This window comes from Arthrobacter sp. Br18, from assembly GCF_000520555.1.
Lineage (GTDB): Bacteria > Actinomycetota > Actinomycetes > Actinomycetales > Micrococcaceae > Arthrobacter_D.
This window is the reverse complement of sequence record NZ_KI914858.1, coordinates 10,845-36,318: the sequence shown is the minus strand read 5'-3', so window position 1 is coordinate 36,318 and position 25,474 is coordinate 10,845. Positions and strand designations below refer to the sequence as shown.

Genomic DNA, 25,474 nt, shown 5'->3' with positions numbered 1-25,474 from the left:
GGGATTCGTTCGCTTTTCGGCTGGCGGGCATCGTCCAGCGTCGCTTTCCACCCGCCGTGCCTCCTCAGCGTGCGAGCAGCTCGGTGTTGTCCTCGAGGTCTTGCCCGCTGTACTCCTTGAGCCGGTCCTTCACGAAGAAGAAGGACAGCACGGCGAACACCGTGAAGGCCGCATACATGGTCCAGAGTCCGAGGTTGGCGCTGACCCAGGGGAAGGCCAGCGTGACGAGGAAGTTGAAAACCCAGTTCACCATTGTGGCGACACCCAGAGCAATGGAACGGATCCTGTTGGGGAACATCTCACCGAGCGTCACCCACATCACCGGACCCCAGGTTGCGGCGAAGAAGATGACGAACAGGTTGGCGCCCACCAGGGCCATCGGCCCCCAGATGCCGGTCAGTGAAACGTTCTCGCCCGAGCCGCTCGCCTGGGAAAAGGCGATCGTCGCTGCAAGCAGACCCACGAACATTCCCACTGAGCCGGCCAGGAGAAGCTTCCGGCGTCCGATCCGGTCAACGAAGAAGATGGCCACGAAGGTCATGGTGACGTTGATGACCGAGGTGATGACCGACGTCGTGAACGAGTCGCTTTCGCTGAATCCGACGGACTGCCAGAGCGTGGTCGAGTAGTAGAAGATCGCGTTGATTCCGACCAGCTGCTGGAGCGCGGCGATGGCCATGCCGACCCACAGGATCGGCTGGAGGCCGAAGGCGGGCCCCCGCAGATCGCGGTAGCCTGCCTTGTCTTCCCTCTCGAAACTGTCCCTGATCTGGGCGGTCTTGGCGTCGGTGTCGTGGATGCCGCTCACGCGGGACAGCACGCGTGCCGCTTCCTCGTCGCGCCCCTGCCGGATGAGGTACTGGGGTGACTCCGGGATGATAAGGGCAAGGACCCCGTAGACGGCGGCGGGAAGGACGCCCACGAGGAGCATCCAGCGCCACGCGCTGAGTCCCCACCACAGCTCTTCGCCTGCACCACCGGCGGCGCTGGCCAGGGACGCATCCGAGAGGAGAGCTGCGAAGATGCCGACCGTGATGGCGAGTTGCTGCACCGATGCGAGGCCGCCACGCCATCTGGAGGGAGCGATTTCAGCGATGTAGCCGGGAACGATGACGGAGGCGATACCGATGGCAAGGCCGCCGACCAGGCGCCAGGCCATGAGGTCCCACTCCGAGAAGGCATACGCCGATCCGGCCGAGTTGACTGCGAACAGGATTGCAGCGATGACCATGACGGTTTTGCGACCGTACCTGTCGGCCAGTCCGCCTGCGAACCAGGCTCCAGCCGCACAGCCGAGCAGGGTGATGGCCACAGTGAAACCGAGTACCGAGGCACTGAGACCGAAATCGGCCTGGATCGAATCGACTGCTCCGTTGATCACCGCGGTGTCGAACCCGAACAGGAGCCCCCCGACGGCCGCGGCTGCCGTAATTGCTATTACGCGGGCAAGGTGGCGTGGCGCAGGCGTCTCGCCTGGCGCCAGATCCTGCTGGCTCATGTGTTGTCCGTCCTTCTTCCGCTGTAGGGTCCCGTTCACCCTACGTCAGCAGGAGGGCTGCTCAACGGGCGTGCGCAGCCGCGGGGCCTTATGATAGAAGGTGCGTTGATTCGCTACGGCAACCATCGTGCACGCTGTGCGCCCTCCCGTCCTTTGTTCCGATAGGCAGATTCTTGACCCCCCTCTCCCACCCAGGCGATGCACTCACGCGGCGCGAGAAAATAATCTACATTGCCATCCTCGGCGCCCTGACAGCACTGGGTCCCTTCACCATCGACCTGTACCTGCCGGCATTTCCCGCCCTGCAGAGCGACCTTGGAATCTCCGAGGCCGCGACCCAGCTGACGCTCACCGGAACGATCGTCGGATTCGCGGCCGGCCAGTTGTTGGTGGGGCCACTCAGCGACAAGATCGGGCGCCGGGTTCCTCTGATCCTCGCGACCTCGCTCCATGTGGTCGCCTCGCTTGGCGCAGCGCAGTCCGACGACATCACCTCGCTGATGATCTTCCGTGTCCTGCAGGGAATCGGCGCGGCAGGCGGAGGAGTAGTGGCAATGGCGATGGTGCGGGACCTCTTCAGCGGGCTGGCGCTGGTGCGGAACCTCTCCTACATGGCGCTCGTGAACGGCATGGCACCTATCTTTGCCCCCGTCATCGGGTCACAGCTGCTGCTGGTGACACCCTGGCCGGGCATCTTCTGGTTCCTTGCCGGCTATGGAGTGCTGGTCATCATTGCGGTGTCGACATTCATCATCGAGACACTTCCCGCCGAGCGGCGCAAAAGTTCCGGCTCCACCGCCCTCCAGCGCTATCGGGCAGTCCTCAGTGACCGGATCTTCATCGGCGTGGTACTCGTGGGCGGCATGAACTTCGCCGGGCTGTTCTCCTACCTCTCGGCATCTCCGTTCCTTTTTCAGGAACTGTACCTACTGAACGTCCAGCAGTACGGGATCCTATTCGCCGTGAACTCCCTCGGGGTGGTCGGTGGGGTGCAAGCCAGCGCTCGGGTGCTGCGGCGCCTTGGGCCCCAGTGGGTCATCGTCTATGCGACGACCGTGATGATGATCATGGCGGCGCTGATTATCGTGTTCGACCAGCTGGGGTTCGGCATCCTCGGCACCGCGATCCCCCTGTGGTTCTACATCATGGCCGCGGGTTTCATGTTCCCGTGCGTCCAGGTCCTTGCCCTGGTCAATCATGGTGCTCAGGCGGGAACCGCGGCCTCCCTTCTCGGAGCAGTGACCTTCGGGATGGCAGGAATCATCTCGCCGGTCGTGGGAGTGCTGGGCATCCAATCGGCGACACCAATGGCCGCCGTCATGGCCTGCTGCATCGCCCTGGCCACCGTCTTCCTGTGGACGGTCGTGCGGCCGCGGAGCGTGCCGCCCCTGCAGTAGCGCTCCGGCGTATCACTGCGCACACTGCCCGCCGCTCCGGATTGGTCACTGCGCCCGACTGGTCACTCGTCTGGATTGGTCACTGCGCCGGCGGCAAGGTGGAGCCATAGCTTTGTCAAGACGCTGAAATAGAAAGCCGACTGAGGTAATCTTCCTGACAACCCACCTATCAGGAGGCTTTCATGGCGGGCATGGTCAGAGTTTATGTTGAGGGGCCCAACGGGGCGCATGTTTTCGACGCTGACGAGTCATCAACCTACAATTCCAGCGTCTATGGTCAGGTTCGACCAGCGGTACTGGTTTTCCTCGACGGCGAGTTGCACGTGTACGGCACCGCAGACCAGCAGGCGGCCGCAGGCGGCGGCTATGTGGTGTCCTTTGACGGAGGGGTCCTGCGGATCGGTGGAAGCAACGATCATCTGATTCGCGCCTACGCCCCCGGCGCTTGGCAGCAGGTGTACGAGCATCCCCTGCTCCACCGCGGCGACGCGCGTCCGTAACCGCCGCCCGTGAAGCGCGGCGGCGCCGTGTTGATCCCTTCCGCCCCGGGAAGTTTCGCCGGTATACCGGAGCGCCATGCTCCCGGGCCCCGATGAGGCGACCTCAAAGGGGTGCACCGCCGGAACCCGCCGGGCCGGCAGCGTGCTTGGGCAAGCCGCGTGGTTTCCCGCGCCGCAGGTAGGCCGGCCCTACGGCATCGCTTCGGCAGTCTTGGCGATGTTGCGCGCCATGGATTTGAAGATGAAGCCGTGGAACGGGAGCACTGCGAGCCAGTACAGGCGCCCGGAGAGCCCCTGGGGGAAGAAGACTGCACGCTGGCGGTAGGCGCTTCCTGAACCGTCGGGCTCGACTGCGAACTCGAGCCAGGCCCTGCCGGGCACCTTCATCTCGGCGCGCAGGCGAAGGCGTTCTCCGCGCACGATCTCCTCGACGCGCCAGAAGTCGAGTGCTTCACCCGTGAGCAGCTCGTGGGCATCCCTCCGACCCCTTCGAAGACCTACTCCCCCGGCTAGCTTGTCCATCCATCCCCGCGCGGCCCACCCCACGGGCCAGGAGTACCAGCCGTTCTCGCCGCCGATTCCTTCGACCACCCGCCACAGCTTTTCCGGCGACGCCGACGAACTGTAGGTCTGAAGGTCGGTGAAGACGGTGTGTCCCGCCCACTGGGGATCCGAAGGCAAAGGGTCGGCCGCCGCGTCGAGCTGTGAGGCTCCCGCCCAACTCGTTTCGACCTCACCGCCACGCATCCTGCCCAGCGCCAGGTCCACCGCACGCCGGTAGCCGGTGAGCCCGCCCCCAGGGACGGGCAGGTAACCATCGATGTCATGCTCGGCGGTGATGGCGTCGTGCTGCAGCGATTCGATCAGCGGCATCGCCATCGCGCGGGGAATGGGGGTGACCAGGTTGACCCAGTGGCCGGCGAGACGGGGCGTGAGGACCGGCAGGGCGAGGATCTTGCGGCGTGGAAGTCCTGCAGCTTCGGCGTACTGGTTCATCATCTCGCTATAGGTCAGTACCTCACGCGATCCGAGGTCGAACGTCCTGTTCAGTCCCGGCGGCAGGTCGAGGGCGCCGACCAGGTAATGGATCACATCGCGGACCGCGATCGGCTCGATGCGGTTCAGCACCCACTTGGGTGCGGGCATCACAGGCAGGACATCGGAGAGGTGCCTGATCATTTCGAAGGAAGCTGAGCCGGAGCCGATCACCACTCCCGCCTGGTAGGCGATGGTGGGGGTGCCGGAATCGAGCAGGATCTTGCCGACCTGAGTGCGGGAGCGCATGTGGGTTGACAGGGTCACCCCCTCCGGGTGGAGTCCGCCGAGATACACGATCCGCGCGACTCCGGCCTCGGTGGCAGCCTCGGACACCGTGACGGCGATTTCGCTCTCGCGCTGGTCGAAGTTCTTCCCCGACCCCATCGAGTGCACCAGGTAGTAGAGGGTTCCCACGCCCGAGCATGCCCTGCGCATGGTCTGCTGGTCCTGCAGGTCTCCCTCGACAATATCGACGTCGTCCGCCCACGGGACGTCCTTGAGCTTCTGCGGCGACCGGACCACGACACGGACGCTATAGCCCTCGGCGACCAGCTTCGTCACGAGCCTGCCCCCGATGTATCCCGTGGAACCCGTGACAAGGATGAGCGAACCGTCATTTTTCATGGCCCTAGCCTACGCCTGCCTGCTGGCAGGACCGGTTGTCCGTCAGCAGCCAGGACAGAAAAAACCCCCGACCAGCGGAGAAGCTGGTCGGGGGCTGATCTTGCTCCTCCGACTGGACTTGAACCAGTAACCCTTCGATTAACAGTCGAATGCTCTGCCAATTGAGCTACGGAGGAAAGCAGCAGGATCAACTCTACAGATGATCAGCGGTGTTGTGAAATTGGCCCGCGCCCCGCTTCCACGCCGATCGATGACGCCGTCGTCGGGTGCTCCTGACGCGATGGCGTCGTTCCTTGACCTCCACTGCGGCAGGGCCTTTTCCGCTTGGGCGGATCTAGACTTTAAGAAGTGGAGATCAGTGCTGAACCGGTTCTGGGAGGAAAAGACAATGCCGCTCTATCTGTCACGATTCAGCTACACCCCGGAGACGTGGGCGAGGCTGATCAGCAATCCCGAAGACCGCGGAGAAGCAGCCCGGTCCTATATTGAATCGGTGGGCGGGACGCTCCACGGATTCTGGTACGCCTTCGGTCCACACGACGGCTACACCCTGTGGGAAGCCCCCGACAATGTCTCCATGGCCGCGGTCACACTGGCGATCACCGGTGGCGGCGCGCTGAGCTCGCTGGACACGACAGTACTGCTGGGCGTTGATGAAGCGATGGAGGCCATGCGCAAGGCAGGAGAGGTCCAGTACCGGCCCCCGGGCGCCTGAGCCACTGCACCGCCGCTTATTGCCGAGGAAGTCATCAGTCCGAGCGCAGCAGGCGGCGCTGGGTTTCAAGGTCCATGAGGTCACGCTGGAGCTGGTTGTAGAGGGCCGGGTCGGCCGTGGAATCCATGCGCTGCAGCTGCCCCAGCTTCTCCGCCTTCTGCTGGGTGATGCGGAGCTCGGCGAGGCGATTCAGGATATCCCGGCAGTACAGCACGGTGGCGTCGGCATCCTTTGCGGGCAGCGGTCGCACGGCGAGTTCGGTCACGAAGGGGTGTAGCACCTCCGGCACCTCACGACGTACCTGCTCAATCCACCGACCCGGCTCCACGCCGGCAGCGCCGGCAGCGACGACGGCGTCCTGCAGCGCTGCGTAGACCGGAACGGCGAAACGGGTTGCGGAGAATCGCACCCACTGGTCGGCATCGAGGAGTCCCGGCTGCTGCAGGACCACCTCGAGAGACTCACGTTCCATGCGCCCGATCGGATCCCGTGGATCAGGACGCGAGAACTGCGGTTCTGACGGCGCATCAAGGTCCTTCCCACCGGCCCTGCCGCTGGGTTGGTCCCCCGTCCGGGCCCCGCTTCCGCGTCCCGAGGCGGAACCAGCACCATCGCGCCGAGCCGCCGCGGAAACCGCCCGTGCCACCTGGTCCTCCCCCACGAACTGCATGCCGAGCCAGCGGGAGAGCTCGCGCGTGTACGTGGACCGCAGCGACACGTCGCGGATCTGCGCCACAATCGGCGCGGCATGCCGCAAAGCCTTCACCTGGCCTTCACCGGTGGACAGGTCGAAGTTGCCGAAGGACGCCTTGATCGCGAATTCGAACAGCGGCCGCCTGTCCGCGATGAGGGAGCGGACGGCGTCGTCGCCCCTGCTCTGCCGCAGGTCGCAGGGATCCGCACCCCCCGGCTCCACTGCAACATAGGTCTGCGCGATGAACCGCTGGTCCTCCTCGAAAGCGCGCAGGGCCGCCTTCTGGCCGGCGGCGTCGCCGTCGAAGGTGAACACCACTTCGCCCCCGGTGCCGTCGTCGGAGAGCAGCCTGCGCGCAATTTTGATGTGATCGGCGCCGAACGCCGTGCCGCAGGTCGCGACCGCTGTGCCGACGCCCGCGAGATGGCATGCCATCACGTCGGTGTAGCCCTCCACCACCACGAGCTGGCGGGTCTTCGCGATCTCCCGTTTGGCGAGGTCGATGCCGTACAGCACCTGCGACTTCTTGTAGAGCTGCGTTTCGGGAGTGTTGAGGTATTTCGGCCCCTGGTCCTCCTCGTACAGCTTCCGGGCCCCGAATCCGACGGTGTCGCCGGTGATGTCACGGATCGGCCAGATCAGGCGGCCGCGGAAGCGGTCGTAGAGACGGGAGGCGTTGTTGGAGGCGACGCTGAACATGCCCGTGAGCTTCAGCTCGTCGTGGGTAAAACCGCGGCCGGTGAGGTGGCTGAGGAGCCCGTCCCAGCCCTGCGGCGCGTAACCCACGCCGAAGAGCGCCGCGGCATCGCGGTCGAAACCGCGCTCCTGGAGGAACTGCCGGCCGGCCGCGGCGCCCTGCGTGATGAGCTGTTCACGGTAGAATTCGGCGGCGATCTTGTGGGCGTCGAGCAGGCGCTGGCGCTTGCCCACATCCTCGCGCCGGGGCCCCGACCCGCCGTCCTCATAGTGCAGTTCGATGCCGAGCCGGCCTGCCAGTTTTTCGACCGTTTCGGTGAAGGAGGTGTGGTCGAGTTTCTGGACGAACGAAATGACGTCCCCGCCCTCACCGCACCCGAAGCAGTGGTAGGAGCCCATTTGCGGACGCACGTGGAAGGACGGCGAACGCTCGTCGTGGAACGGGCAAAGGCCCTTGTAGGAGCCCACACCGGCCGACTTCAACGTGACGTAGCCGTCGACGACTTCCTTGATATCGGTGCGCTGGCGGACCTCATCGATATCCTCGCGCTTGATGAGTCCGGCCATAAAAACAGTCTATGCTTCCCTGCTCCGGCGCCGAACCGCTCACCAGGAGGCGGAATCAGGCGAGGGACGACCCGAAGGCCGTCCTACCAGAGCGCGGGGACCGGCCCGACGATCCGCTCATGCAGGCTCAGTGCCGAGCCGTCGGTCAGCGATGCCACCTGGTCCACGATGACGCGCAACCGGGCGTCGTCGTCCCCTGCCTCCCGCCAATCCGAGGCGAAGGTCGGCTCAAGGTAGCGGTCATCCTCCGCGTGCATCTGCGCCACCAGCGCCGTGAGGATCTCCCGCTGGCGTTCGTAGACCGGCTGCCGATGGTCGGTGGTCATGACGTAGGTGGTGGCGAGACCCTTCATGACAGCGATTTCGAGGGCCGTGTCCTCCGGCACCACCATCTCGGCGTGGTAACGGGTCAGCGGGTCGGTCCCGTAGATGCCGCGGGTAGCCTCGAGGGCACTGAGGCAGAACCGGCCGATCAGCTGGCTGGTCATATTCTTCAGGGCCGCCATGGACCGCCGCGTGCCGTCAGCCTCCCGCACCCAGACGGGCGTCCCTTCGAGCCGCGCAAGCGCAGCATCGACGGCCGCGGGATCACTCCCGGGAAGGTACCACTGCCGCGTGTAGCCGACCACACGGGCCCTGGCGTCAGCACTGTCCATCCACTTCAGCTGGAGGTGACCCGCAACAATGGCGTCCTCGACGTCGTGCACCGAGTAGGAGATGTCATCGGCGAGGTCCATGACCTGAGCCTCGAGGCAGGAGCGGCCCTCGGGCGCACCGGTGCGGAGCCAGTCGAAGACCGGGAGATCGTCCTCGTATGCCCCGAACTTGGAGGTCCGGTGCGCGTCGATGACGGGGGCCGTGGCAGCTGTCCAGGGATATTTGCAGGCGGCATCAAGGCTTGCCCGCGTGAGGTTCAACCCGGCGGGCGTGCCGTCATCCCGGATGATTTTCGGTTCGAGCCGTGTCAGCAGGCGCAGGGTCTGGGCATTGCCCTCGAAACCCCCGATGCCGTGCGCGAGGTCGTTCAGGGCCGATTCGCCGTTGTGGCCGAACGGAGGGTGGCCGAGGTCATGGGCCAGGCACGCGGCGTCGACGATATCGGGGTCGCAGCCGAGCGACCGGCCCAGTTCCCGGCCCACCTGCGCCACTTCGAGGGAATGGGTGAGCCGGGTGCGCACGAAGTCGTCGGTGTCCGGCGCCACGACCTGGGTCTTGGCGCCGAGCCTGCGCAGTGCCGAAGAGTGCAGCACACGGGCACGATCGCGCTCGAAATTCGAGCGGTGCGAACTTTTGGGAGGCTCTCGAACCCACCGCTCCATGTCCTCGGCCAGGTAGCCGGCGGTTTGGGGTGCGTGCGGAAAACTCATGGCCTCTTTCTGTCTTGGAATGTCGGGTGCTGTGTCCGGTGCGGTGCGCGCTCAGCCACCCGAGACGTCCAGTTCAGCCGCTGCGATGTCGGCCTGCTGGACCGCATTCAGCACCCGCCCCTCCAGCCAGTGCTCGGGCAGCGAGGTCTTCTTGGGCGAACCGGCCCGCCCGCGCGGGCCCTCGGCGTCAACGCCTGGATAGGGCGAATCCATGTCCAGCTCATCGAGGAGGCCGCGCAGCACCTCGAGGGTCGGGACGGCGGCGAGCTTTGCGCGCAGGTCCCCGCCGACCACGTACCCCTTGAAGTACCAGGCCATGTGCTTGCGGATATCCCGCAGACCCATCATTTCGCTGTCGAAGGTTTCCACCAGCAACTCGGCGTGCCGGTACACTGTTTCAGCCACCTGGCCGAGACCGGGCCGGTATCGCTCGGTCCTGCCCTCGAACGCGTACCCGAGGTCGCCGAAAAGCCACGGCCTGCCCTGGCAGCCGCGACCGATCACCACACCGTCGACACCGGTCTGCTGCACCATACGCACCGCATCCTCGGCGCTCCAGATGTCACCGTTGCCCAGCACTGGAATGTCGGGAAGGGCTTCGCGGAGCTCCGCGATGGCGTTCCAGTCGGCCTTGCCCGAGTAGAACTGCGACGCCGTGCGGCCGTGGAGCGCGACGGCGGCGACACCGCTGTCGCGGGCGATCTTGCCCGCCTCCCGGAAGGTCAGGTGATCCTCGTCGATACCCTTGCGCATCTTGATGGTGAGTGGAATGCCGCCCCTGGCGGCCTCGCGCACCGCAGTCTGAACGATCCCGGTGAACAGGTCCAGCTTCCAGGGGAGCGCCGCTCCCCCGCCCTTCCGGGTGACCTTGGGGACCGGACAGCCGAAGTTGAGGTCGATATGGTCGGCGTGGTCCTCCTCGACGAGGATGCGCACGGCCGCACCCACGGTGACCGGATCGACGCCGTACAGCTGCACCGAGCGCACGCGTTCGTCGTCATCGTGGGAGATGATGCGCAGCGACTCCGGGCTGCGCTCCACGAGGGCGCGGGAAGTGACCATCTCCGATACGTAGAGGCCGCCGCCGTACTCGCGGCACAACCGTCGGAAGGCCCGGTTGGTGATACCGGCCATGGGAGCGAGGATTACGGGGGTGTCCACCGTGATGGGGCCGAGCTTCAACGGCGGGAGGTCGAGCTTCAACGCGGCCTCCATCCCTCCCGGAGGGGAAGGGCCGGGGGCGGGGGCGGCCGGGGCAGGTCGGATCGATACAGCAGTCACCCCTCTATTGTCGCAAGGCCGGGCAAATCCGTCGCAGAGCCGGGCACAACCGTGACCGGAGACGGGCAGGACCGCGGCAAGGCCGGGCGGGACCGCCGCTAGGCCGGGCGGGACCGCCGCTAGGCCGGACACAACCGCCGCAAGATCAGGCAGATTGCCAGCGGCTGTATCCCGCCGGGAGTCCTCCACGCGAACGGGTGCAGCCAGCCGACGGGCCCTGGACGGCGCCTGCCGGCATCTCCTGCGCCCCTCTGCGCAATTCCTCGTGATAGAAGTGAGGATCGAACGCCGGTGAATCCTTCCGCCGGCTCCGAGTCTCGAGGTGCGTGAAGATGGCGTGGAAGCCGAAGCAGAACGACCGCCTGTACCGGTTCGTGGTCCGCACTGGCCTGCTGGTGCGATGGGCACTGCACCTACGGATCCGGACTACAGGCACTGAAAACCTGCCGGCACCGGATCCGCGTAACGGCCGCTCGCGGCGCGCGGTCCCCGGCAAGGGAGCGGTGGTGGCCGTCACCCACTTCGGGTATCTCGATTTCGCCTTCGCGGAGCTCGTCCTGTGGGGCCATGCCCGAATCCAGGCACGGTACCTGATCACCAAACGGGTCGCGTCGCTGTGGTTCGTGGGACCCTTCGTCTACGGTCTGGGCCACGTGGTTACCGACCGGCGGGCCGGGGCCGACGCCTACACCGATGCGCTGGACAAGCTGAAGGCCGGCGAATACGTGGCAATCCTCCCCGAGGCGGGTGTCTCCCGCAGCTACACCGTGCGCGGACTCAAGACCGGACCGGTGCGGCTCGCGGCGGAAGCAGGAGTACCGGTGATCCCGGTATCGGTCTGGGGATCCCACCGGCTGCTCACCCGCGGTCACGGGTTCTCGGTGCAAAAGGCCTGGCGGGCACCCGTGAGGGTCCATGTCGGTGTGCCGATCCACCCGGGACTCGACGTCGCCGGAGAGACCGAGAAGCTGCGCGCGGCGCTTCAGGAGGGCATCGACCGGTGCATCGCAGACTTCCAGGTGGCACCGGACCCGGGCGCCTGGTGGCACCCGGCTCACCTCGGCGGCGGGGCAATGACAGAGGACGAACGTCTCGCGGCCGACCAGCACGATCTCAGCACGGGCCGCCACAACCGGGGGTGAACGCACGCGCCGCGGCCGCGGGCGTTACGCAGGAGCCGGTCCAGGACCGCTCGACCACGAGCCCCTAGTCCTGGCCCCGCTCCTCCAGCGCGACGACGTAGGCTTCGGCGTCGACGGTCGCAGCATCGCCGGCCAGCAGCGGTTCGACCACCCGCACGAGTGCCGTCATCGAGTCGTCGACCTCGAGCTGCACGGGGAACTGGTGCACGAGCATCGCGATCATCGTGGCCACCGCCGCCTCCTGCTCGGACGGCTTCAGCGCGGTGTCATAGCCCAGCAGGACGTCGGCCGGACCGTCAGTGCGGGCCTGCGTGTAGCTGACGGCGAAAGCGGCGATCATGCCGCCGTCGGCCCGCGGCCGGTCGCGCAGCACGATCGCGCCCCCGGCACCGCTGGTGTCGGAGAGCAGCAGCTGCTGCGCCCGGCCGACGGTCAGGTCGGCGCGGTCCCAGCCGTGGACGGCCGTGTAGAAGTCCGCGACAGCGCGGGTGAGCTCCACCGATCCCGTTGCCGCCTCCTCGAGCTGCGGCCCGGAGGCATCGTCGAATGCCGGTGCGGCGAGCGCTCCGGGACTCACCACGACAACGCGCGAGCGCTGGATCGGAGAGAAACCTACGGCCTCCGCGAAGAGCGCACCCGGAGTGCCGGGCTGCACTTTGCTGCGCAGCGCGGTGATGCCCGACGGCGACGCCGCGGCTTCGAGGCGCAGCATGGTCAGCAGGGTGGAACCGACGCCGGTGCGGCGGTGATCGGCCGCGACCTCCACGTAGCACCAGAGCCGCTCCGGGTGCAGGGCGGTCTCATAGACGAATCCGGCGGCCACCGGCACCCCCTGGTCGAGCGCGGTGATGCAGCGGTTCCAGGGGGATTCCGCCGATGGCCGGAAGGATCCACGGAACTGCTCCGCCGGCGGCGACTCCGGCCCACCCCAGAGCTGCAGCAGCTCGAGGTCGTCGCCGTCCTGCCAGGCCCGGTATTGAAGAGCCATCAGGAGCCGATCAGCCGTGCTGCGAGATAGCCCTGCACCTGGTCGAGCGCGACGCGTTCCTGCGCCATGCTGTCACGCTCGCGGATGGTCACCGCCTGATCCTCGAGGGTGTCGAAGTCCACCGTGATGCAGAACGGGGTGCCGATCTCGTCCTGGCGCCGGTATCGACGGCCGATAGCGCCGGCGTCGTCGAACTCGATGTTCCAGTTCCGCCGCAGCTCGGCCGCCAGGTCCCTGGCCTTCGGCGAGAGGTCCTCGTTGCGGCTGAGGGGTAGCACTGCCGCCTTGACCGGAGCGAGGCGCGGATCGAGCCGCAGCACGGTGCGCTTGTCCACGCCGCCCTTCGCGTTGGGCGCCTCGTCCTCGGTGTACGCGTCGACGAGGAACGCCATGAAGGAGCGCGTCAGGCCCGCGGCCGGTTCGATGACGTACGGGGTGTAGCGCTCGTTGGTGGCCTGGTTGAAGTATCCGAGGTCGGTTCCGGAGTGCTTCGAGTGGGTCGAGAGATCGAAGTCGGTGCGGTTGGCGATGCCCTCGAGCTCGCCCCATTCGGAGCCCTGGAATCCGAAGCGGTACTCGATGTCGGTGGTGCCCTTGGAGTAGTGGCTGAGCTTCTCGAGCGGGTGCACGAAGAGGCGCAGGTTGTCGGGCTTGATGCCGAGCTCCGTGTACCACTCGAAGCGGTTTTTGATCCAGTACTCGTGCCACTCTTCGTCGGTGCCCGGTTCGACGAAGAACTCCATCTCCATCTGCTCGAACTCCCGGGTGCGGAAGATGAAGTTGCCCGGTGTGATTTCGTTGCGGAAGCTCTTGCCGATCTGGCCGATGCCGAAGGGCGGCTTCTTGCGGGCCGTGGTGAGCACGTTGTTGAAGTTCGTGAAGATGCCCTGCGCGGTTTCGGGCCGCAGATAGTGCATGCCTTCCTCGCTTGCAACGGGACCGAGGTAGGTCTTCAGCAGGCCCGAGAACTCCTGCGGCTCGGTCCACCGCCCCTTGGTTCCGCAGTTGACGCACGCGATGTCCTTCAGGCCGTTCTCAGGCGCCCGGCCCTTCTTCTCCTCGAATTCTTCCTCGAGGTGGTCGGCCCGGTAGCGCTTGTGGCAGCTCAGGCACTCGACGAGCGGGTCGCTGAACACCTCGACATGGCCCGAGGCCTCCCAGACCTGGCGGGGAAGGATCACTGCGGAATCAAGGCCGACGACGTCGTCGCGCCCGCGCACCACGGACTGCCACCACTGCCGCTTGATGTTCTCCTTCAGCTCGGCACCGAGCGGCCCGTAGTCCCAGGCCGAGCGCGATCCGCCGTAGATCTCTCCCGACTGGAAGACGAAGCCCCTGCGCTTGGCGAGGGAGATGATCGGATCGAGTGCTGATTTCGCTGCTGCCATGGGGTTACGGCTCCGGCTTCTGCAGGCCGCTGGGTGCGGTCCGCTGGTTGGGCGCGCGGGAGCCCTCGGGGCTCCGCGCGGGAAGAATATACGCTGCCAGCCTACCGGCAGCGGTGAGCGCCGTCGGAGCGCACGAACCGGGCACCAGGACTCCACTTCCGCAGGGATTGCCGAGTATTCCCACCCTATTTCGCCCGATGCCGCCCGGCGTCCTTGACCGGGACCCGGTTGCTTCCTATTGTGGGGTAGCGCCGTGACGTGACCCACGTCACAGGCGCGTTCTGTGTCTGCAACAGCGGACCCTCTCGCGAACAAAGGAAATATCGTGACCCAAAACGGTTTACACCCGCGTGCACGCATTGGAAGGGCGGGCCTGGCACTTGCCGGCGGCCTGGCCCTGGTCGCATCAGGCGGACTTGCAGCCAATGCAGGCCCGACCCAGGAGAACAGCAACAACAACACCAGCCAGAAGTTACGGACCGCAGTGTCGGTGGAGAAAGTCGTGGGGCACCTGGATGCGCTCGACACCATCGCCGACGCGAACGGAAACACCCGCGCGTCCGGGACCAAGGGGTACTCGGACTCAGTTGACTACATCGTCGGCAAGCTGAAGGCTGCGGGATACTCCCCCACCATCCAGACCTTCCAGTTCCCCTTCTACGCCCAGCTGAGTGCACCCATCCTCACCCAGACGAGTCCGGACTCCAGGACCTACACACCCACCGATTTCGCCGCCATGACCTACTCCGGCAAGGGGGACATCACCGGAACCATCGCCGCCGTCGACACCAAGGGCGAGATGAGCGCCACCACCACCAGCGGCTGCGAAGCGGCTGACTTCATCGGATTCACTCCGGGCTCGATCGCACTGGTGCAGCGTGGCACCTGTCCGTTCTCGGTCAAGGCCGCCAACGCCGAAGCCGCGGGAGCCGGCGCCGTCGTCATCTTCAACACCGGGGTCGGGGCCAACACCGGCCCGATCGCGGGAACGCTCGGAGCACCCGGCGTGGTCTCGATCCCCGTGCTCGGCGCCAGTTTTGAAGCGGGGACCTCGCTGATCAATGAGGTACCTGTGACCGGACGCGCTGCAGCGGACACCATCTCCGAGAACCGGGACACCTACAACGTCCTCGCCGAGACGTCCTCGGGCAGCAACGACAACGTGGTGATGGTCGGCGCCCACCTGGACAGCGTGGTCGCAGGACCGGGCATCAACGACAACGGGACCGGAAGCGCGGCGATCCTCGCCGTCGCCGAGGGCATGCAGAAGGTGAAGACCACCAATAAGGTGCGCTTCGCCTGGTGGGGCGCGGAGGAACTGGGCCTGCTGGGAGCCGAACACTACGTGGCCGACCTCGTGCAGAATGGCGGCCTCGACAAGGTGGGGCTCTACCTGAACTTCGACATGATCGGGTCGGCCAACTTCGGCCGGTTCGTGTACGACGGCGACAACTCCGCCTTCCCGGTAGGAGCGAATGCTGCCGCAGGCCCCGAAGGTTCGGGCCAGATCGAACAGGACTTCCACGACTACTTCGCCTCGGCAGGTCTTGCCTCGGGCGAGACGGCGTTCAGTGGACGAAGCGACTACGGACCCTTCATTGCCGAAGGAATCCCTGCCGGTGGCCTGTTCACCGGGGCAGAAGGCATCAAGACCGCCGAGCAGGCGGAACTCTTCGGTGGAATGGCCGGCGCTCCCTATGACGCCTGCTACCACATCGCCTGCGACGACGAATCGAACCTGAGCATTCCAGCACTGGACCAGATGAGTGACGCCGTGGCCCACCTCACCCTCAGCTACGCCATGAACACGATGGAAGTGAACGGCGCCGGGTCGGCAAAGGGTAACTTCAAGGAGAAGGACAACTTCGACGGCAACCCGCTGGGTGGCGGCACGGAGAGCGGTGGCGGGCTCCACCCGGAGCACGACCACGACGCCGAGCTGGCCGACCGCTAGCCGGTGAACCAGCAGGGCTGAAGACAGAGGGCGGAACCAATCGGTTCCGCCCTCTGTCTTCGCCTCGCAGGACGGGACGCCTCACAGTTCGTTCAGCAGGTCCAGTTCTTCGTTCCTCGTCAGTCCGGCCCGGCGTATTCGGCCCAGCCCCCTGCCGCGTTCGTCGGTGAGTGTGTCCTTCAGGGTCCCGGCCCGACCGCGCAGCTGACCGCCGGCCCTATGGAATGCTTGGTTGCTGCGCTGCGCGAAGGCATTGTCGGCCCGGGGCAACCAGAGTGGCAGCGAACGTTGCCCCGCCCAGTAACTGACGTCGTGCCCAAGGAGCCACTCGTCCGTCGCCTCGACGATTTCGGCCGTGGACCCGGCGGTCCTCGCGGCTTCCGCCAGGACCGTGCCCAGCGCGAGTTCATTCCCCACGGCGTTGATGACTCCGGTGAGGCCTGCCGCCCCGGCGTGGATCATCCAGGCCGCAAGGTCACGCACGTCGATGACCTGCACACTGCGTCCCGCCGTCGACGGAGCCAGAACGGGTTGCCCGTCGGCAAGAGCGAACCGGGCAACCCAGTAACCGAACCGGTCGCTGCCATCACCCGGACCTCCAATCAGCCCCGGCCGAACAACCAGGAGCCGATCAGTCAAGGCTGCCCGTGATGCCCGTTCGCAGGCGACCTTCGCCTGCGCGTAATCCCGGGTATCGCCGGCATCCACGACGGCTGCTGCCTCGTCGGCGTCCGGCTCGGAATGTGATGAATACACAGAAATCGACGAGACCAGCGTCCAGTGGTCCGCCCTGCCGGAAAGGGCATCGAGGGCACCCCGTACCTGGCCGACGTCGTAGGACAGCTCGATCACTTCATCCCACGTCCCGTGTCCCACGGCCGCGTACGCACCCGGTTCTGCTCGGTCCACCTGGACGAACACGGCGCCCGGTGGTGCAGTCCCGGATCTACCCCGCGCCAAACAGGTAACGGATTCGCCCTGAACCAGGAGTTGCTGCGCCAGTTCACGGCCCAGCCACGCCGTACCGCCAAGGATCAGGATGCGTCTCATATCCCCCACCCAACCCGGTCGGAGTCCCTGGACGAAGTGGCTTTCACTCAGGGCGGATCTTCCTTGCCTATCCTTGATGGGCGCCACAGCGGCGGCCCTGATGCCGACCGCGCCGGCGAGGAACACTTCACGGCTCACGGCCTACGCGATACCCGTGGCCCTGCGCGGCCAGGGAAGCGTTGTCAGAACGATGGCGACCAGCGTCAGCATTGTCCCGCCGACGGTGGCGACGGCGATGATGGTCCCGGGCGCGGGGAAGACCAGGTCCAGCAGCAGGGAGCCCACCAGCTGCCCGCCGATCATGCTGAGACCGGTCAGCAGAACTCCCAGGCTGCGCACCAGCAGTGCTCCGAGGCCGATGAACACGCACCCCATGGGGCCTCCCATGTAGTACCACCACTCGGCGGGCAGCGGGTTCCCGGCCCCCGCCGCCAGCAACTTCGCCAGCCATGCCGCAAGGAGCACGACGCTCCCTGCCACGAAGTTCATCAGCGTGGCCGTGAGCGGCGTTCCATAGTGCACCGCGGACGTCCCGTTCATGGCCTGCTGGAAACTCATCAGAATTCCTGCGACGACCGGCAGGAGGACGGGCAGGAGCCCCGGCAGGAGCGATGACTCTGTGTCCCCCGAAAGCCCGAACCTGGGGGATACCGCCCACATCACCGCGACGACGGTGAGGATCACGCCGATAATGCGCATGGGGGTCGCGGACCGCTTGCCCGCGGGGCCGATCCCCGCCCTGTCCACCAGAAGCCCGCTGAGGGACTGGCCCATGACAGCGGCCACCGTGAACAGTGCCACCCCGAGGAGGCCGATGGTCAGTGACTGAGCGAACACGAAGAGAGCGCCGATAGCTCCGGCTCCGATGTAGTAGGGCGGAAAGCGCCTCGCGCGTACGGCAGGGATCACCTCGCGCACTCCGGCTCGCGCTGCGGGAAGGGTGAGTGAGATCGCGATCATCAGCACCAGGCCTGTGCCGAAACTGACCAGTGCAGCCGCGACGCTGTCGTCAAGCCGAATGGCGAGAGCGCCGTTGATCCGTCCCTGCACCGGGATGGCGAGCCCTGCCGCAATCGCCAGCGGAAGCCCGATGACCGGGGATAACGAAGGGTGCGTAGCCACCGATCAAGCGTAGTGGAGCTTGTGCGGCCGCCGCGCCCAAGGATTCTGCAACGCATGGCAGGGGTGGAACTGCGTCAGAATGGAGTCATGAGCGGCGATAATTCTGCGCAGGGCGCAGCCGACAGCGAAGAGATTTCCATCCGCGACGATATGATCCGGCTGGGCCAGCTGCTGAAGCTCGCCTCGCTGGCCGAGGACGGCGTCGAAGCGAAGGCGCTGGTCGACAACGGTCTGGTCCAGGTGAACGGCGAAATCGAGGAGCGCCGCGGAAGGCAGCTTCATCCGGGCGACACTGTGAATGTCAACGGCCGCAGTGTCAGGATTACGAGGACCTAGCGGCGACTCAGCACTGTCTGGGTGAGGAACTCACGCACATGGGCGAGTTCCTGCTGGCTGATGCTGTGCAGCATGTGCGGGTAGAGGATTTTCGTGAGTTGGGTGTTGGCGTTCAGCCATGCGTGGGTGAAGTCGACCATTGCCTCGGAGATGACCGGGTCCTTCTGGTCGCGGCCCCAGAAGAAGGGAACACGGGCGGCTGCTACCTCGTTGTCAGTCCGGAAGAAAGCAGAATCATCGCTGGGTACGGCAAACCCCGACAGTCCGACCACGCAGGCGAAATCCTCCGGGGTGTGTCGCAGCAGGCTCGTGGCAACAGCCATCCCCTGGGAGAATCCGAGAAGGCTGACGCTGGTGTGTGCGCTCCGAACGGTTCCGAGCCAGGCGGCAAGCTGCCCCACCGATGCTGCGACCCTGTCCACCGAGTAGTCGGCGTCCACTGAGAGCGGGAACCAGGAGTACCCCGGTTCCCCTGCCAGGGGCGCGCGTACCGACACGACGGTAAACTCCTCGGGCAGGTAAGAGGTCAGGCCCATGAGGTCCTCCTCATTGGCGAGGTACCCGTGGAGCAGCACCAGCAGCGGGGTCCCCGGCCGCTCGGCTTCCGGCCGCGACCAGAGCACGGTGGGATTCCACGTGGGATCGGCGTGCGGGACGGGGCTCTGTTCGGATGTTGTCATGGGGCACATTTTCGCACGCGGTGCCCGGTGCACATCAAATTCCACCGACGGCAAACTTCGGGCCTGCGTTCGTGTAACCGTCGCTTTGCCTGAAATACTGAAAATGTGACAGCCAATCAGCACGAACCGCAGGTGGTGCAGGTTCCCTATGCCCAGCCGCACCCCTGGAGCCGCTATGTTGCACTCGGGGATTCGTTCACCGAGGGAATCGGCGACCCCAATCCTGAGAGCGTCGGCGGCAACCGGGGCTGGGCCGACCGCGTGGCCGAGGAACTCAGCCGCAACCATCCGGGCTTCGCCTACGCGAATCTCGCCGTACGCGGCCGGCTCCTGCAGCAAATTGCGGACAGCCAGGTAGGGCCGGCTCTCGCCCTGAAACCGGACCTGATCACCATCTCGGCCGGCGGCAACGACCTCCTCCGACCGGGCGGAGACCCTGACCGCATCGCCGAACGGCTCGACGCCCTGGTGCAAATTCTTGGCACCAATGGGGCCACGGTGATGATGCTGACAGGTCCCGACGTCCGCGACACAGTGCTCGGGAGCATCCGGGCCAAGACTGCCATCTACAACGAGAACCTCCGCACCATCGCTGCGCGGCACGACGCCGTCGTGGCCGATATGTGGGCGCTGCGGCTGCTGCTGAATCCCCAGATGTGGGCCCCTGACCGCCTTCATTTCTCCCCTCTGGGCCATCACACCATTGCCGCGATGGTTCTGGACACTCTCGCCGTCGAACACACTTTGGAGCCCCTGCGGCCGAAGGAGCTTCCGGCGAAGAGCTGGCGGACGGCACGATCCGAGGATTTCGTCTGGGCACGGGAATTCTTCGTTCCCTGGGTGCTCCGGCGGCTCCGCCACCAGTCATCGGGCGACGGCGTCACCGCCAAACGCCCCGAGCCCGGAACGATCTTTGGGCCCGGAATGCCGCCGGGAGCGGCCGACTAGCGGTCCAGCGTGGCTGACCCGCCGGGAACGGGAACAGGCGGCGTCGGAGTCCGTCCGAAGCGGAGCACCGACGCCGCCCGCTGGCCAACGATGATCATTCGGCGCTGGTCATCGGATGCCGGGTCATGCGGCGCTGGTCATCGAGCGCCGCGTCATGCGGCGCTGGCCATCGAACGCCGCGTCATGCGGCGCTGGCCATCGAGCGCTGGGAAATCGACCGCGTCAGCCGTTCAGCGATACCTCGCCGTTCGCCACGGCGTCGGCGCAGTTCCCGAGGTCGGGACCCGGCTTGAAATCGACGAACTGGGGCTGGAGTTTTTTGATCAGGAACTCGTAGATCTCGTCGCGGCTGCTGCCCTTGAGGGTTTGCGCTGCCTCGCGCACCGCTGACTGGAGGGCCCGGTCAGCGTCAAGCAGGATCTTCTGACGTGCTTCTTCATTCCACCCGATAGTACTGAGTTCCATGAACAGCTCCTTCGACGGCGTTGGACGGTTGTGGACGATGGTTCGGCCTGCTGGCTACGGTGCCCGCGGCCGGGCTGCATACTAAGCAGGCTTAGCTCCAACCCTAGGCCCGATCGCCGTCAAACCCAACCTTGTACTTCGACCGGATCCGCGTCATGTCCCCTACCCGCCGAAGAACGCCTCCGCCAACTCACGGTCGAGCTGATGGATCTGGGTCAGGAATGCATCATGCCCGATGGGGGATCGGATGGTATGTACCGGAACGTGGCCCGGAAGCGCCTCCGCCAGGAGATCCGACTGCCCGGGGAAGTAGAGGCGGTCGGTGTCGACTGCGGCGATGAAGAAACGGGCGGTGGCCACCCTCAGCGCCTGCTGCAGCGTTCCCCGGTCCCGCGCCGCATCGTGGCTCATGAGCGCTTCCGTCAGGATCACATAGCTGTTGGCGTCGAACCGGCTCACCAGCTTCGCCGCCTGATGGTCGAGGTAGCTCTCCACCTGGTAGCGGCCGCGCTCAGTGGGCAGCACACCGCCGAACGGCTGCTCGACGTCCTGCGCCGACCTGCCGAAGCGAAGAGTGAGCTCCGGCTCGGAGCGGTAGGTAATATGCGCTATCCGCCGTGCAAGACCCAACCCGGCTATGGGGAGCTCTCCTCCGTAGTAGTCCCCTCCGGCGAATGCCGGATCGAGGCGGATCGCCTGGAGCTGCGCCTGGGCGAAGGCGATCTGTTCGGCCGAACTCGCTGCAGTGCAGGCGATGACAGCGCATCGCTCCACCCGCTCCGGATACATCAGTGCCCATTCCAGGGCGCGCGCTCCCCCCATCGATCCGCCGAGGACGGAGTGCCAACGCTGGATGCCCAGCCGGTCCATCAGCAGGGCCTCGGCGCGGACCGAGTCACGGATGGTGATGAAGGGGAAGCGGGATCCCCACGGGGAACCTTCCGGGTCGAGGCTCGCCGGTCCCGTGGAGCCGTAGCAGCCACCGATCATGTTGATCGACACCACGAAGTACCTGTCGGTATCCACGGTGCGGCCGGGCCCCACGAGCGAGTCCCACCACCCCTCCTCCCCGGACGCACCGCGGGCGACATGGGAACTGCCCGTCAGCGCATGGTGGACCAGCACGGCATTGGAGCCATCACTGTTGAGGGCGCCCCAGGTTTCAAAGCCCAGTTGCACGTCGGGGAGCTCACCGCCGGCGTCGAGCACCACCGGTCCGATCGGCGCGATCCGAAGAAAACCGTCGCCTCGCGCACCCGCGAGGGGCAGGCTCGGCGGCGCAGGTAAGTAGGTGGTCACCGCGCTGGTTCCGCCCCCTTCGCCGCTCGGAAGCCGGCATCCAGATCGGCCAAGATGTCCTGGAGGTTCTCCAGCCCCACCGAGAGCCGCACGAGACCGGGGCGCACACCCGCCGTCAACTGCGCCTCCGCTCCCAGCTGGCTGTGGGTGGTCGACGCCGGATGGATCACCAGTGAACGGACGTCGCCGACATTCGCCACGTGTGAATGAAGCTCGAGGCCATCGACGAACCGCTTGCCCGCCTCGATGCCGCCTGCAATGTCGAAGGAAACAATGGCACCGGTACCCCGGGGCCCGTATTTGCGGCCACGCTCGTACCACGGGCTCGAGGCCAGGCCCGCATAGGCGACCGATTCGACGTCGTCGTGACCTTCAAGCCACTCGGCCACGGCCCTGGCATTGTCCACGTGGCGCTCCATGCGCAGGCTGAGCGTCTCGATGCCCTGCGCGATCAGGAAGGCGTTGAAAGGTGAAACCGACGACCCGAGGTCCCGCAGCAACTGGACGCGGGCCTTGAGGATGAAGGCGAGGTTCGCGCCGAGGGCGCTGCCGACGCCGAGGTCCCTTGCGTAGACGAGGCCGTGGTAGCTCTCGTCGGGTGTGTTGAAGCCGGGAAACTTCTCCGGATTCTGCGCGAAGTCGAAGCGCCCGGAATCGACGATCACCCCGGCGATAGCATTTCCGTGTCCGCCCAGGTACTTGGTGGCGGAATGGACCACGATGTCGGCGCCCCACTCGATAGGGCGGATGAGGTACGGGGTGGACAGCGTGTTGTCGACAATCAACGGGATGCCGTGCTCGTGGGCCACGGTGCTGATGCCCTCGATGTCGAGGACGTCCTGCCGAGGGTTGGACACCACCTCACCGAAGAACAGCTTCGTGTTGGGGCGGACGGCTGCGCGCCACTGCTCAAGGTTGTCCGGATCCTCCACGAAGGTACAGTCGATCCCGAATCTCTTCAGCGTGTGCTTGAAAAGGTTGAACGTGCCGCCGTAGAGGCTCGGGCTCGCGACGATGTGGTCCCCCACCTCGGCGAGGTTCAGGACAGCGAAGGTCTCCGCGGCCTGTCCCGATGCCAGCAGCAGGGCACCCACACCACCTTCGAGGCTTGCGATGCGCGTCTCCACGGCTTCCTGGGTCGGGTTGCCGATCCGCGTGTAGATCGGCGCCAGTTCGATCAGCGCGAAACGGTCGGCGGCGCTCTGGGCGCTGGGGAAGACGAACGAGGACGTCTGGTAGATCGGCAGGGCACGGGCGCCCGTGGTGGGATCGGGTGTCTGCCCGGCATGGATCTGACGTGTTTCGAATGACCAATCGTTGGACATGGTGTCCCCTCTCGATGGGGGCCGTTGAGCCGTCGCCGAAGAACCGGCTGGGGCTTTGGGGCCCGCGCTTGCGCAGCACCCTTGTGGGCTCCGCCTGGTCTTCACCCGGGGCACCCCACCGCGGTTGGAGGGTTGCCGGCCAGCGAGCCGGGGCTTTCCGCTGGCACTCATGACCTGCAGTTAATGAAAGCCCAAACAGGCGACGCAGGCAACTTCGTGACGCCGGATATGACCCCGCGTGAAGTAAGGCCTACCTAAGTCGAGACGTCCATCACAAAGTGCCAAAATGTAGCCATGCGCCTGGACCACGTCTCTTACGCCTGCGAACCCGACGGATTGGCTGCCACCGCGGAGCGGATTTCAACCGCTCTCGGCATGGAAGCCGTGAAGGGCGGCGTCCATGCCCGCTTCGGAACCAGGAACATGATTTTCCCCCTGGTCAACGGCCAGTACCTGGAGGTCGTCGAGGTCCTCTCGCACCCCGCGTCGGACAAGGCACCCTTCGGCCAGGCGGTGCGTGCGCGCTCCGAAGCCGGCGGGGGTTGGATGGGCTGGTGCGTTGCCGTCGACAACCTCCAACCCTTCGAGGAGCGCCTCGGCAGGAGTGCGGTTCCGGGCAACCGGAAATTCCCTGACGGGCAGGAGCTGTCCTGGCAGCAGATCGGCATCAAGGGACTCATCGCCGACCCCCAGGTCCCCTACCTGCTCCGATGGGACGACGGACTCGAAGCCCTGCATCCGTCCCAGGCCCGCCCGGCCACAGTGAAACTCGACTGCCTGACGATCGCCGGATCATACGAGCGTGTCACCGAGTGGCTCGGCACGCAGGTCGAGGAGACGCTCGACGGCGTCGACGTCCACTGGGTTGCCCCCAATGGAACGCCGGGAATCATGTCGGTGACCTTCGAAACGGAACGCGGCTCGGTCGAGATCTAGCGCAGTCGGGATCCGGCCGGCGGACTCCAGCTGTCGAGATCCGCCTGTCGAAATCCGGCCGCCAGGACGCAGCTGGTGAGAGTCGGCTGACGAAGTCCGGCAATCGTGATCCCAGACGCGTGATCCCAGAGGCGTCGTCCCAGACGCGTCGTCCTAGGCGTGGGTGTACGTCAGGCAATCAGCGGCGTCGGCGCCGGGGCCGACCTTGACGGCAGGCGCCGTGCACATGAGGTCGTGGTTGAAGTTGCACTCGGCGCGCTGGCACGCTCCCACCTGGGCGAGCATCTTGGGTAGGCCGCCGCTGATCGACGTGTCGATGAAGGTGGCGCACGAGGCGTGGTCGGCGCTCCCGGAGACGGTGATGGCAAGGGCAGTACAGCCATCGTGGTTGAACGAACAATTACCGACGCTGCATTCCGAGACGTTCGTGATGACTGTCACGGTTCCTCCTTGGCGGCCCGCGGAAGAGGCCGCGATTCCTTCAAAGTAGCACCGAAGCCGGCGGTAATTTAGTCACATTTTCGTGGCCCAAAAGGAAAGCCGCACAGCCGGCTAGCCGCCGATGCCGATTGCCGGGCCGAACAGCGAAAATCCGACGAACCCGGCGATATCGATGGCCGCATGAGCGATGACCAGCGGCATCACCCTGCGCGTCCTGGCGTAGACGTAGCCGAACAGGAGGCCCATGAGCACGTTGCCCACGAATGGGCCGAAGCCCTGGTACAGGTGGTAGCTTCCCCTCAGCAGCGCACTGGTGACCAGAATTGCCGGCACTGACCACCGGAGTTCACCGAACCGCTCGAAAAGGTACCCCACGACGATCACTTCCTCGAGCACCGCGTGGCGGAGGGCCGAAAGGATGAGGACGGGCACGGTCCACCAGTAGGCGTCGAGGGCGGCCGGGACGATCGCCGTCGTCAGCCCCAGTTCCCGCCCTGCGGCGTACACCCCCAGGGTACCGGCACCGATGACTGCTGCAAGGCCGAGTCCCAGGCCGAAGTCGGTGCCCGGTTTCGCAAAGGTGAAACCGAGACGGCGGACAGCGGACGCGCCGGAACCGCTGAGGAGGAACAGTACGAGCGCCACCGGTACGAGCGCGAAGAAGATGCTCAGCAGCTGGTACGCAAGGTCGAAGTACTGCCGGTCGTTGAGGACAGGGTTGAGGGTGGTGGTCTGCCCGGACAGCGGCGCCCGCGTCAGCTTCTCCAGGAGGTTCACCGCTGCGTACACGCCGGACTGTCCCAGCGACAGACCGAGCACAATGAGAATTTCGGCCTTGATGCGCCTTTCCTGCCGCCGGGCCGGGACGTCGAGGGGGGCGGTGTCGTGGGGCGTCTCGCGAGGCGTCTCGCGGGGGACGGGGAATGGCACGGGCATGCTGCTATCCTTCCAGCGGATCCTGGGGATTCCCAACGGCCCGCCGGGGCTCCGCTGCCCGGTCAACCCGGATTCCGGAGCTCCATA

At 66.0% G+C, this 25,474-nt stretch carries 23 protein-coding genes, 1 tRNA gene and 1 riboswitch; of the genes, 8 read left to right on the top strand and 16 right to left on the bottom strand.

The features are described 5' to 3' along the window. Positions 1-64 precede the first annotated feature (64 nt). Positions 65-1,498: a sugar porter family MFS transporter gene (locus Y704_RS0108425; RefSeq protein WP_051476835.1), complete on the bottom strand. Its 1,434-nt coding sequence runs from the start codon at positions 1,496-1,498 to the stop codon at positions 65-67. 173 nt (positions 1,499-1,671) lie between these two features. Between Y704_RS0108425 and Y704_RS0108420 the strand changes: the two genes are divergently transcribed. Beyond that, positions 1,672-2,895, top strand: a complete 1,224-nt coding sequence (locus tag Y704_RS0108420; protein ID WP_026549806.1) for a multidrug effflux MFS transporter — start codon at positions 1,672-1,674, stop codon at positions 2,893-2,895. Positions 2,896-3,086: 191 nt separating this feature from the next. Further along, the gene (locus Y704_RS0108415; protein WP_162149390.1) at positions 3,087-3,395 is read left to right on the top strand and encodes a hypothetical protein; all 309 of its coding nucleotides are present in this window, start codon (positions 3,087-3,089) and stop codon (positions 3,393-3,395) included. 189 nt (positions 3,396-3,584) lie between these two features. Here the strand turns inward: Y704_RS0108415 and Y704_RS0108410 are convergent, their stop codons facing one another. Together Y704_RS0108410 and Y704_RS0108405 are read right to left on the bottom strand one after the other, a co-directional pair. Continuing rightward, positions 3,585-5,057 (bottom strand): SDR family oxidoreductase, encoded by a 1,473-nt coding sequence (locus tag Y704_RS0108410; protein ID WP_026549804.1) that lies wholly within the window; start codon positions 5,055-5,057, stop codon positions 3,585-3,587. Positions 5,058-5,160: 103 nt separating this feature from the next. After that, positions 5,161-5,233: transfer RNA gene (locus Y704_RS0108405), tRNA-Asn, on the bottom strand. Positions 5,234-5,445: 212 nt separating this feature from the next. Here Y704_RS0108405 and Y704_RS0108400 point away from each other — a divergent pair. After that, the gene (locus Y704_RS0108400; protein WP_026549803.1) at positions 5,446-5,772 is read left to right on the top strand and encodes a GYD domain-containing protein; all 327 of its coding nucleotides are present in this window, start codon (positions 5,446-5,448) and stop codon (positions 5,770-5,772) included. Positions 5,773-5,806: 34 nt separating this feature from the next. Here Y704_RS0108400 and dnaG read toward each other — a convergent pair whose 3' ends face one another. The 3 genes from dnaG to dusB all read right to left on the bottom strand — a co-directional run bounded on the left by dnaG (position 5,807) and on the right by dusB (position 10,311). Beyond that, positions 5,807-7,729, bottom strand: coding sequence for a DNA primase (dnaG, locus tag Y704_RS0108395; RefSeq protein WP_026549802.1), 1,923 nt, complete (start codon positions 7,727-7,729; stop codon positions 5,807-5,809). Between the two features lie 83 nt (positions 7,730-7,812). Further along, a complete protein-coding gene (locus Y704_RS0108390; RefSeq protein WP_026549801.1) occupies positions 7,813-9,096 on the bottom strand; it encodes a deoxyguanosinetriphosphate triphosphohydrolase in 1,284 nt (427 codons plus the stop codon). A 51-nt stretch (positions 9,097-9,147) separates the two neighbouring features. Continuing rightward, complete coding sequence (dusB, locus tag Y704_RS0108385; RefSeq protein ID WP_026549800.1) at positions 9,148-10,311, bottom strand: tRNA dihydrouridine synthase DusB; 1,164 nt, start codon at positions 10,309-10,311, stop codon at positions 9,148-9,150. A 398-nt stretch (positions 10,312-10,709) separates the two neighbouring features. Here dusB and Y704_RS0108380 point away from each other — a divergent pair, with 398 nt between their 5' ends. Further along, the gene (locus tag Y704_RS0108380) at positions 10,710-11,519 is read left to right on the top strand and encodes a lysophospholipid acyltransferase family protein (protein WP_026549799.1); all 810 of its coding nucleotides are present in this window, start codon (positions 10,710-10,712) and stop codon (positions 11,517-11,519) included. Between the two features lie 64 nt (positions 11,520-11,583). Here Y704_RS0108380 and Y704_RS0108375 read toward each other — a convergent pair whose 3' ends face one another. Continuing rightward, complete coding sequence (locus Y704_RS0108375; RefSeq protein ID WP_026549798.1) at positions 11,584-12,507, bottom strand: GNAT family N-acetyltransferase; 924 nt, start codon at positions 12,505-12,507, stop codon at positions 11,584-11,586. Further along, the gene (locus Y704_RS0108370; protein ID WP_026549797.1) at positions 12,507-13,895 is read right to left on the bottom strand and encodes a glycine--tRNA ligase; all 1,389 of its coding nucleotides are present in this window, start codon (positions 13,893-13,895) and stop codon (positions 12,507-12,509) included. Before Y704_RS0108370 ends, Y704_RS0108375 begins: the two co-directional genes overlap by 1 nt. Positions 13,896-14,220: 325 nt before the next feature. Between Y704_RS0108370 and Y704_RS0108365 the strand changes: the two genes are divergently transcribed. Beyond that, complete coding sequence (locus Y704_RS0108365; protein ID WP_081747489.1) at positions 14,221-15,849, top strand: M28 family peptidase; 1,629 nt, start codon at positions 14,221-14,223, stop codon at positions 15,847-15,849. A gap of 81 nt (positions 15,850-15,930) precedes the next feature. Here Y704_RS0108365 and Y704_RS0108360 read toward each other — a convergent pair whose 3' ends face one another. Both Y704_RS0108360 and Y704_RS0108355 read right to left on the bottom strand, forming a co-directional pair. Next, entirely contained in the window at positions 15,931-16,899 is a 969-nt protein-coding gene (locus Y704_RS0108360; RefSeq protein ID WP_026549795.1) for an NAD-dependent epimerase/dehydratase family protein, read from the bottom strand. 141 nt (positions 16,900-17,040) lie between these two features. Continuing rightward, complete coding sequence (locus Y704_RS0108355) at positions 17,041-18,021, bottom strand: DMT family transporter (RefSeq protein WP_026549794.1); 981 nt, start codon at positions 18,019-18,021, stop codon at positions 17,041-17,043. Positions 18,022-18,108: 87 nt separating this feature from the next. On the opposite strand from Y704_RS0108355, the gene Y704_RS0108350 reads away from it, so the two are divergent. Further along, the gene (locus tag Y704_RS0108350; protein WP_026549793.1) at positions 18,109-18,357 is read left to right on the top strand and encodes an RNA-binding S4 domain-containing protein; all 249 of its coding nucleotides are present in this window, start codon (positions 18,109-18,111) and stop codon (positions 18,355-18,357) included. On the opposite strand, the gene Y704_RS0108345 is transcribed toward Y704_RS0108350, so the two are convergent. Then, the gene (locus Y704_RS0108345) at positions 18,354-19,037 is read right to left on the bottom strand and encodes an alpha/beta hydrolase (RefSeq protein WP_051476834.1); all 684 of its coding nucleotides are present in this window, start codon (positions 19,035-19,037) and stop codon (positions 18,354-18,356) included. The two genes, Y704_RS0108350 and Y704_RS0108345, sit on opposite strands and share 4 nt — an antisense overlap. 105 nt (positions 19,038-19,142) lie before the next feature. On the opposite strand from Y704_RS0108345, the gene Y704_RS0108340 reads away from it, so the two are divergent. Then, positions 19,143-19,985 (top strand): SGNH/GDSL hydrolase family protein, encoded by an 843-nt coding sequence (locus tag Y704_RS0108340; protein WP_253904264.1) that lies wholly within the window; start codon positions 19,143-19,145, stop codon positions 19,983-19,985. Positions 19,986-20,207: 222 nt separating this feature from the next. Here Y704_RS0108340 and Y704_RS0108335 read toward each other — a convergent pair whose 3' ends face one another. The 3 genes from Y704_RS0108335 to Y704_RS0108325 all read right to left on the bottom strand — a co-directional run bounded on the left by Y704_RS0108335 (position 20,208) and on the right by Y704_RS0108325 (position 23,074). Then, positions 20,208-20,450, bottom strand: a complete 243-nt coding sequence (locus tag Y704_RS0108335) for a hypothetical protein (RefSeq protein ID WP_026549790.1) — start codon at positions 20,448-20,450, stop codon at positions 20,208-20,210. 162 nt (positions 20,451-20,612) lie between these two features. Next, positions 20,613-21,749, bottom strand: coding sequence for a homoserine O-acetyltransferase MetX (locus Y704_RS0108330; RefSeq protein ID WP_051476833.1), 1,137 nt, complete (start codon positions 21,747-21,749; stop codon positions 20,613-20,615). Next, positions 21,746-23,074 (bottom strand): bifunctional o-acetylhomoserine/o-acetylserine sulfhydrylase, encoded by a 1,329-nt coding sequence (locus Y704_RS0108325; RefSeq protein WP_026549788.1) that lies wholly within the window; start codon positions 23,072-23,074, stop codon positions 21,746-21,748. The genes Y704_RS0108330 and Y704_RS0108325 overlap by 4 nt, the downstream gene beginning before the upstream one ends. 59 nt (positions 23,075-23,133) lie before the next feature. Further along, a riboswitch (SAM riboswitch) is annotated at positions 23,134-23,249 on the bottom strand. A gap of 119 nt (positions 23,250-23,368) precedes the next feature. Between Y704_RS0108325 and Y704_RS0108320 the strand changes: the two genes are divergently transcribed. Continuing rightward, the gene (locus Y704_RS0108320; protein WP_026549787.1) at positions 23,369-24,010 is read left to right on the top strand and encodes a VOC family protein; all 642 of its coding nucleotides are present in this window, start codon (positions 23,369-23,371) and stop codon (positions 24,008-24,010) included. 153 nt (positions 24,011-24,163) lie between these two features. Here Y704_RS0108320 and Y704_RS0108315 read toward each other — a convergent pair whose 3' ends face one another. Next, positions 24,164-24,451 carry a DUF1540 domain-containing protein gene (locus Y704_RS0108315; protein WP_026549786.1) on the bottom strand — a complete coding sequence of 96 codons (288 nt, stop codon included), beginning with the start codon at positions 24,449-24,451 and terminating at the stop codon, positions 24,164-24,166. 111 nt (positions 24,452-24,562) lie between these two features. Then, positions 24,563-25,387, bottom strand: a complete 825-nt coding sequence (locus Y704_RS0108310) for a CPBP family intramembrane glutamic endopeptidase (protein WP_081747488.1) — start codon at positions 25,385-25,387, stop codon at positions 24,563-24,565. Between the last annotated feature and the right edge of the window lie 87 nt (positions 25,388-25,474).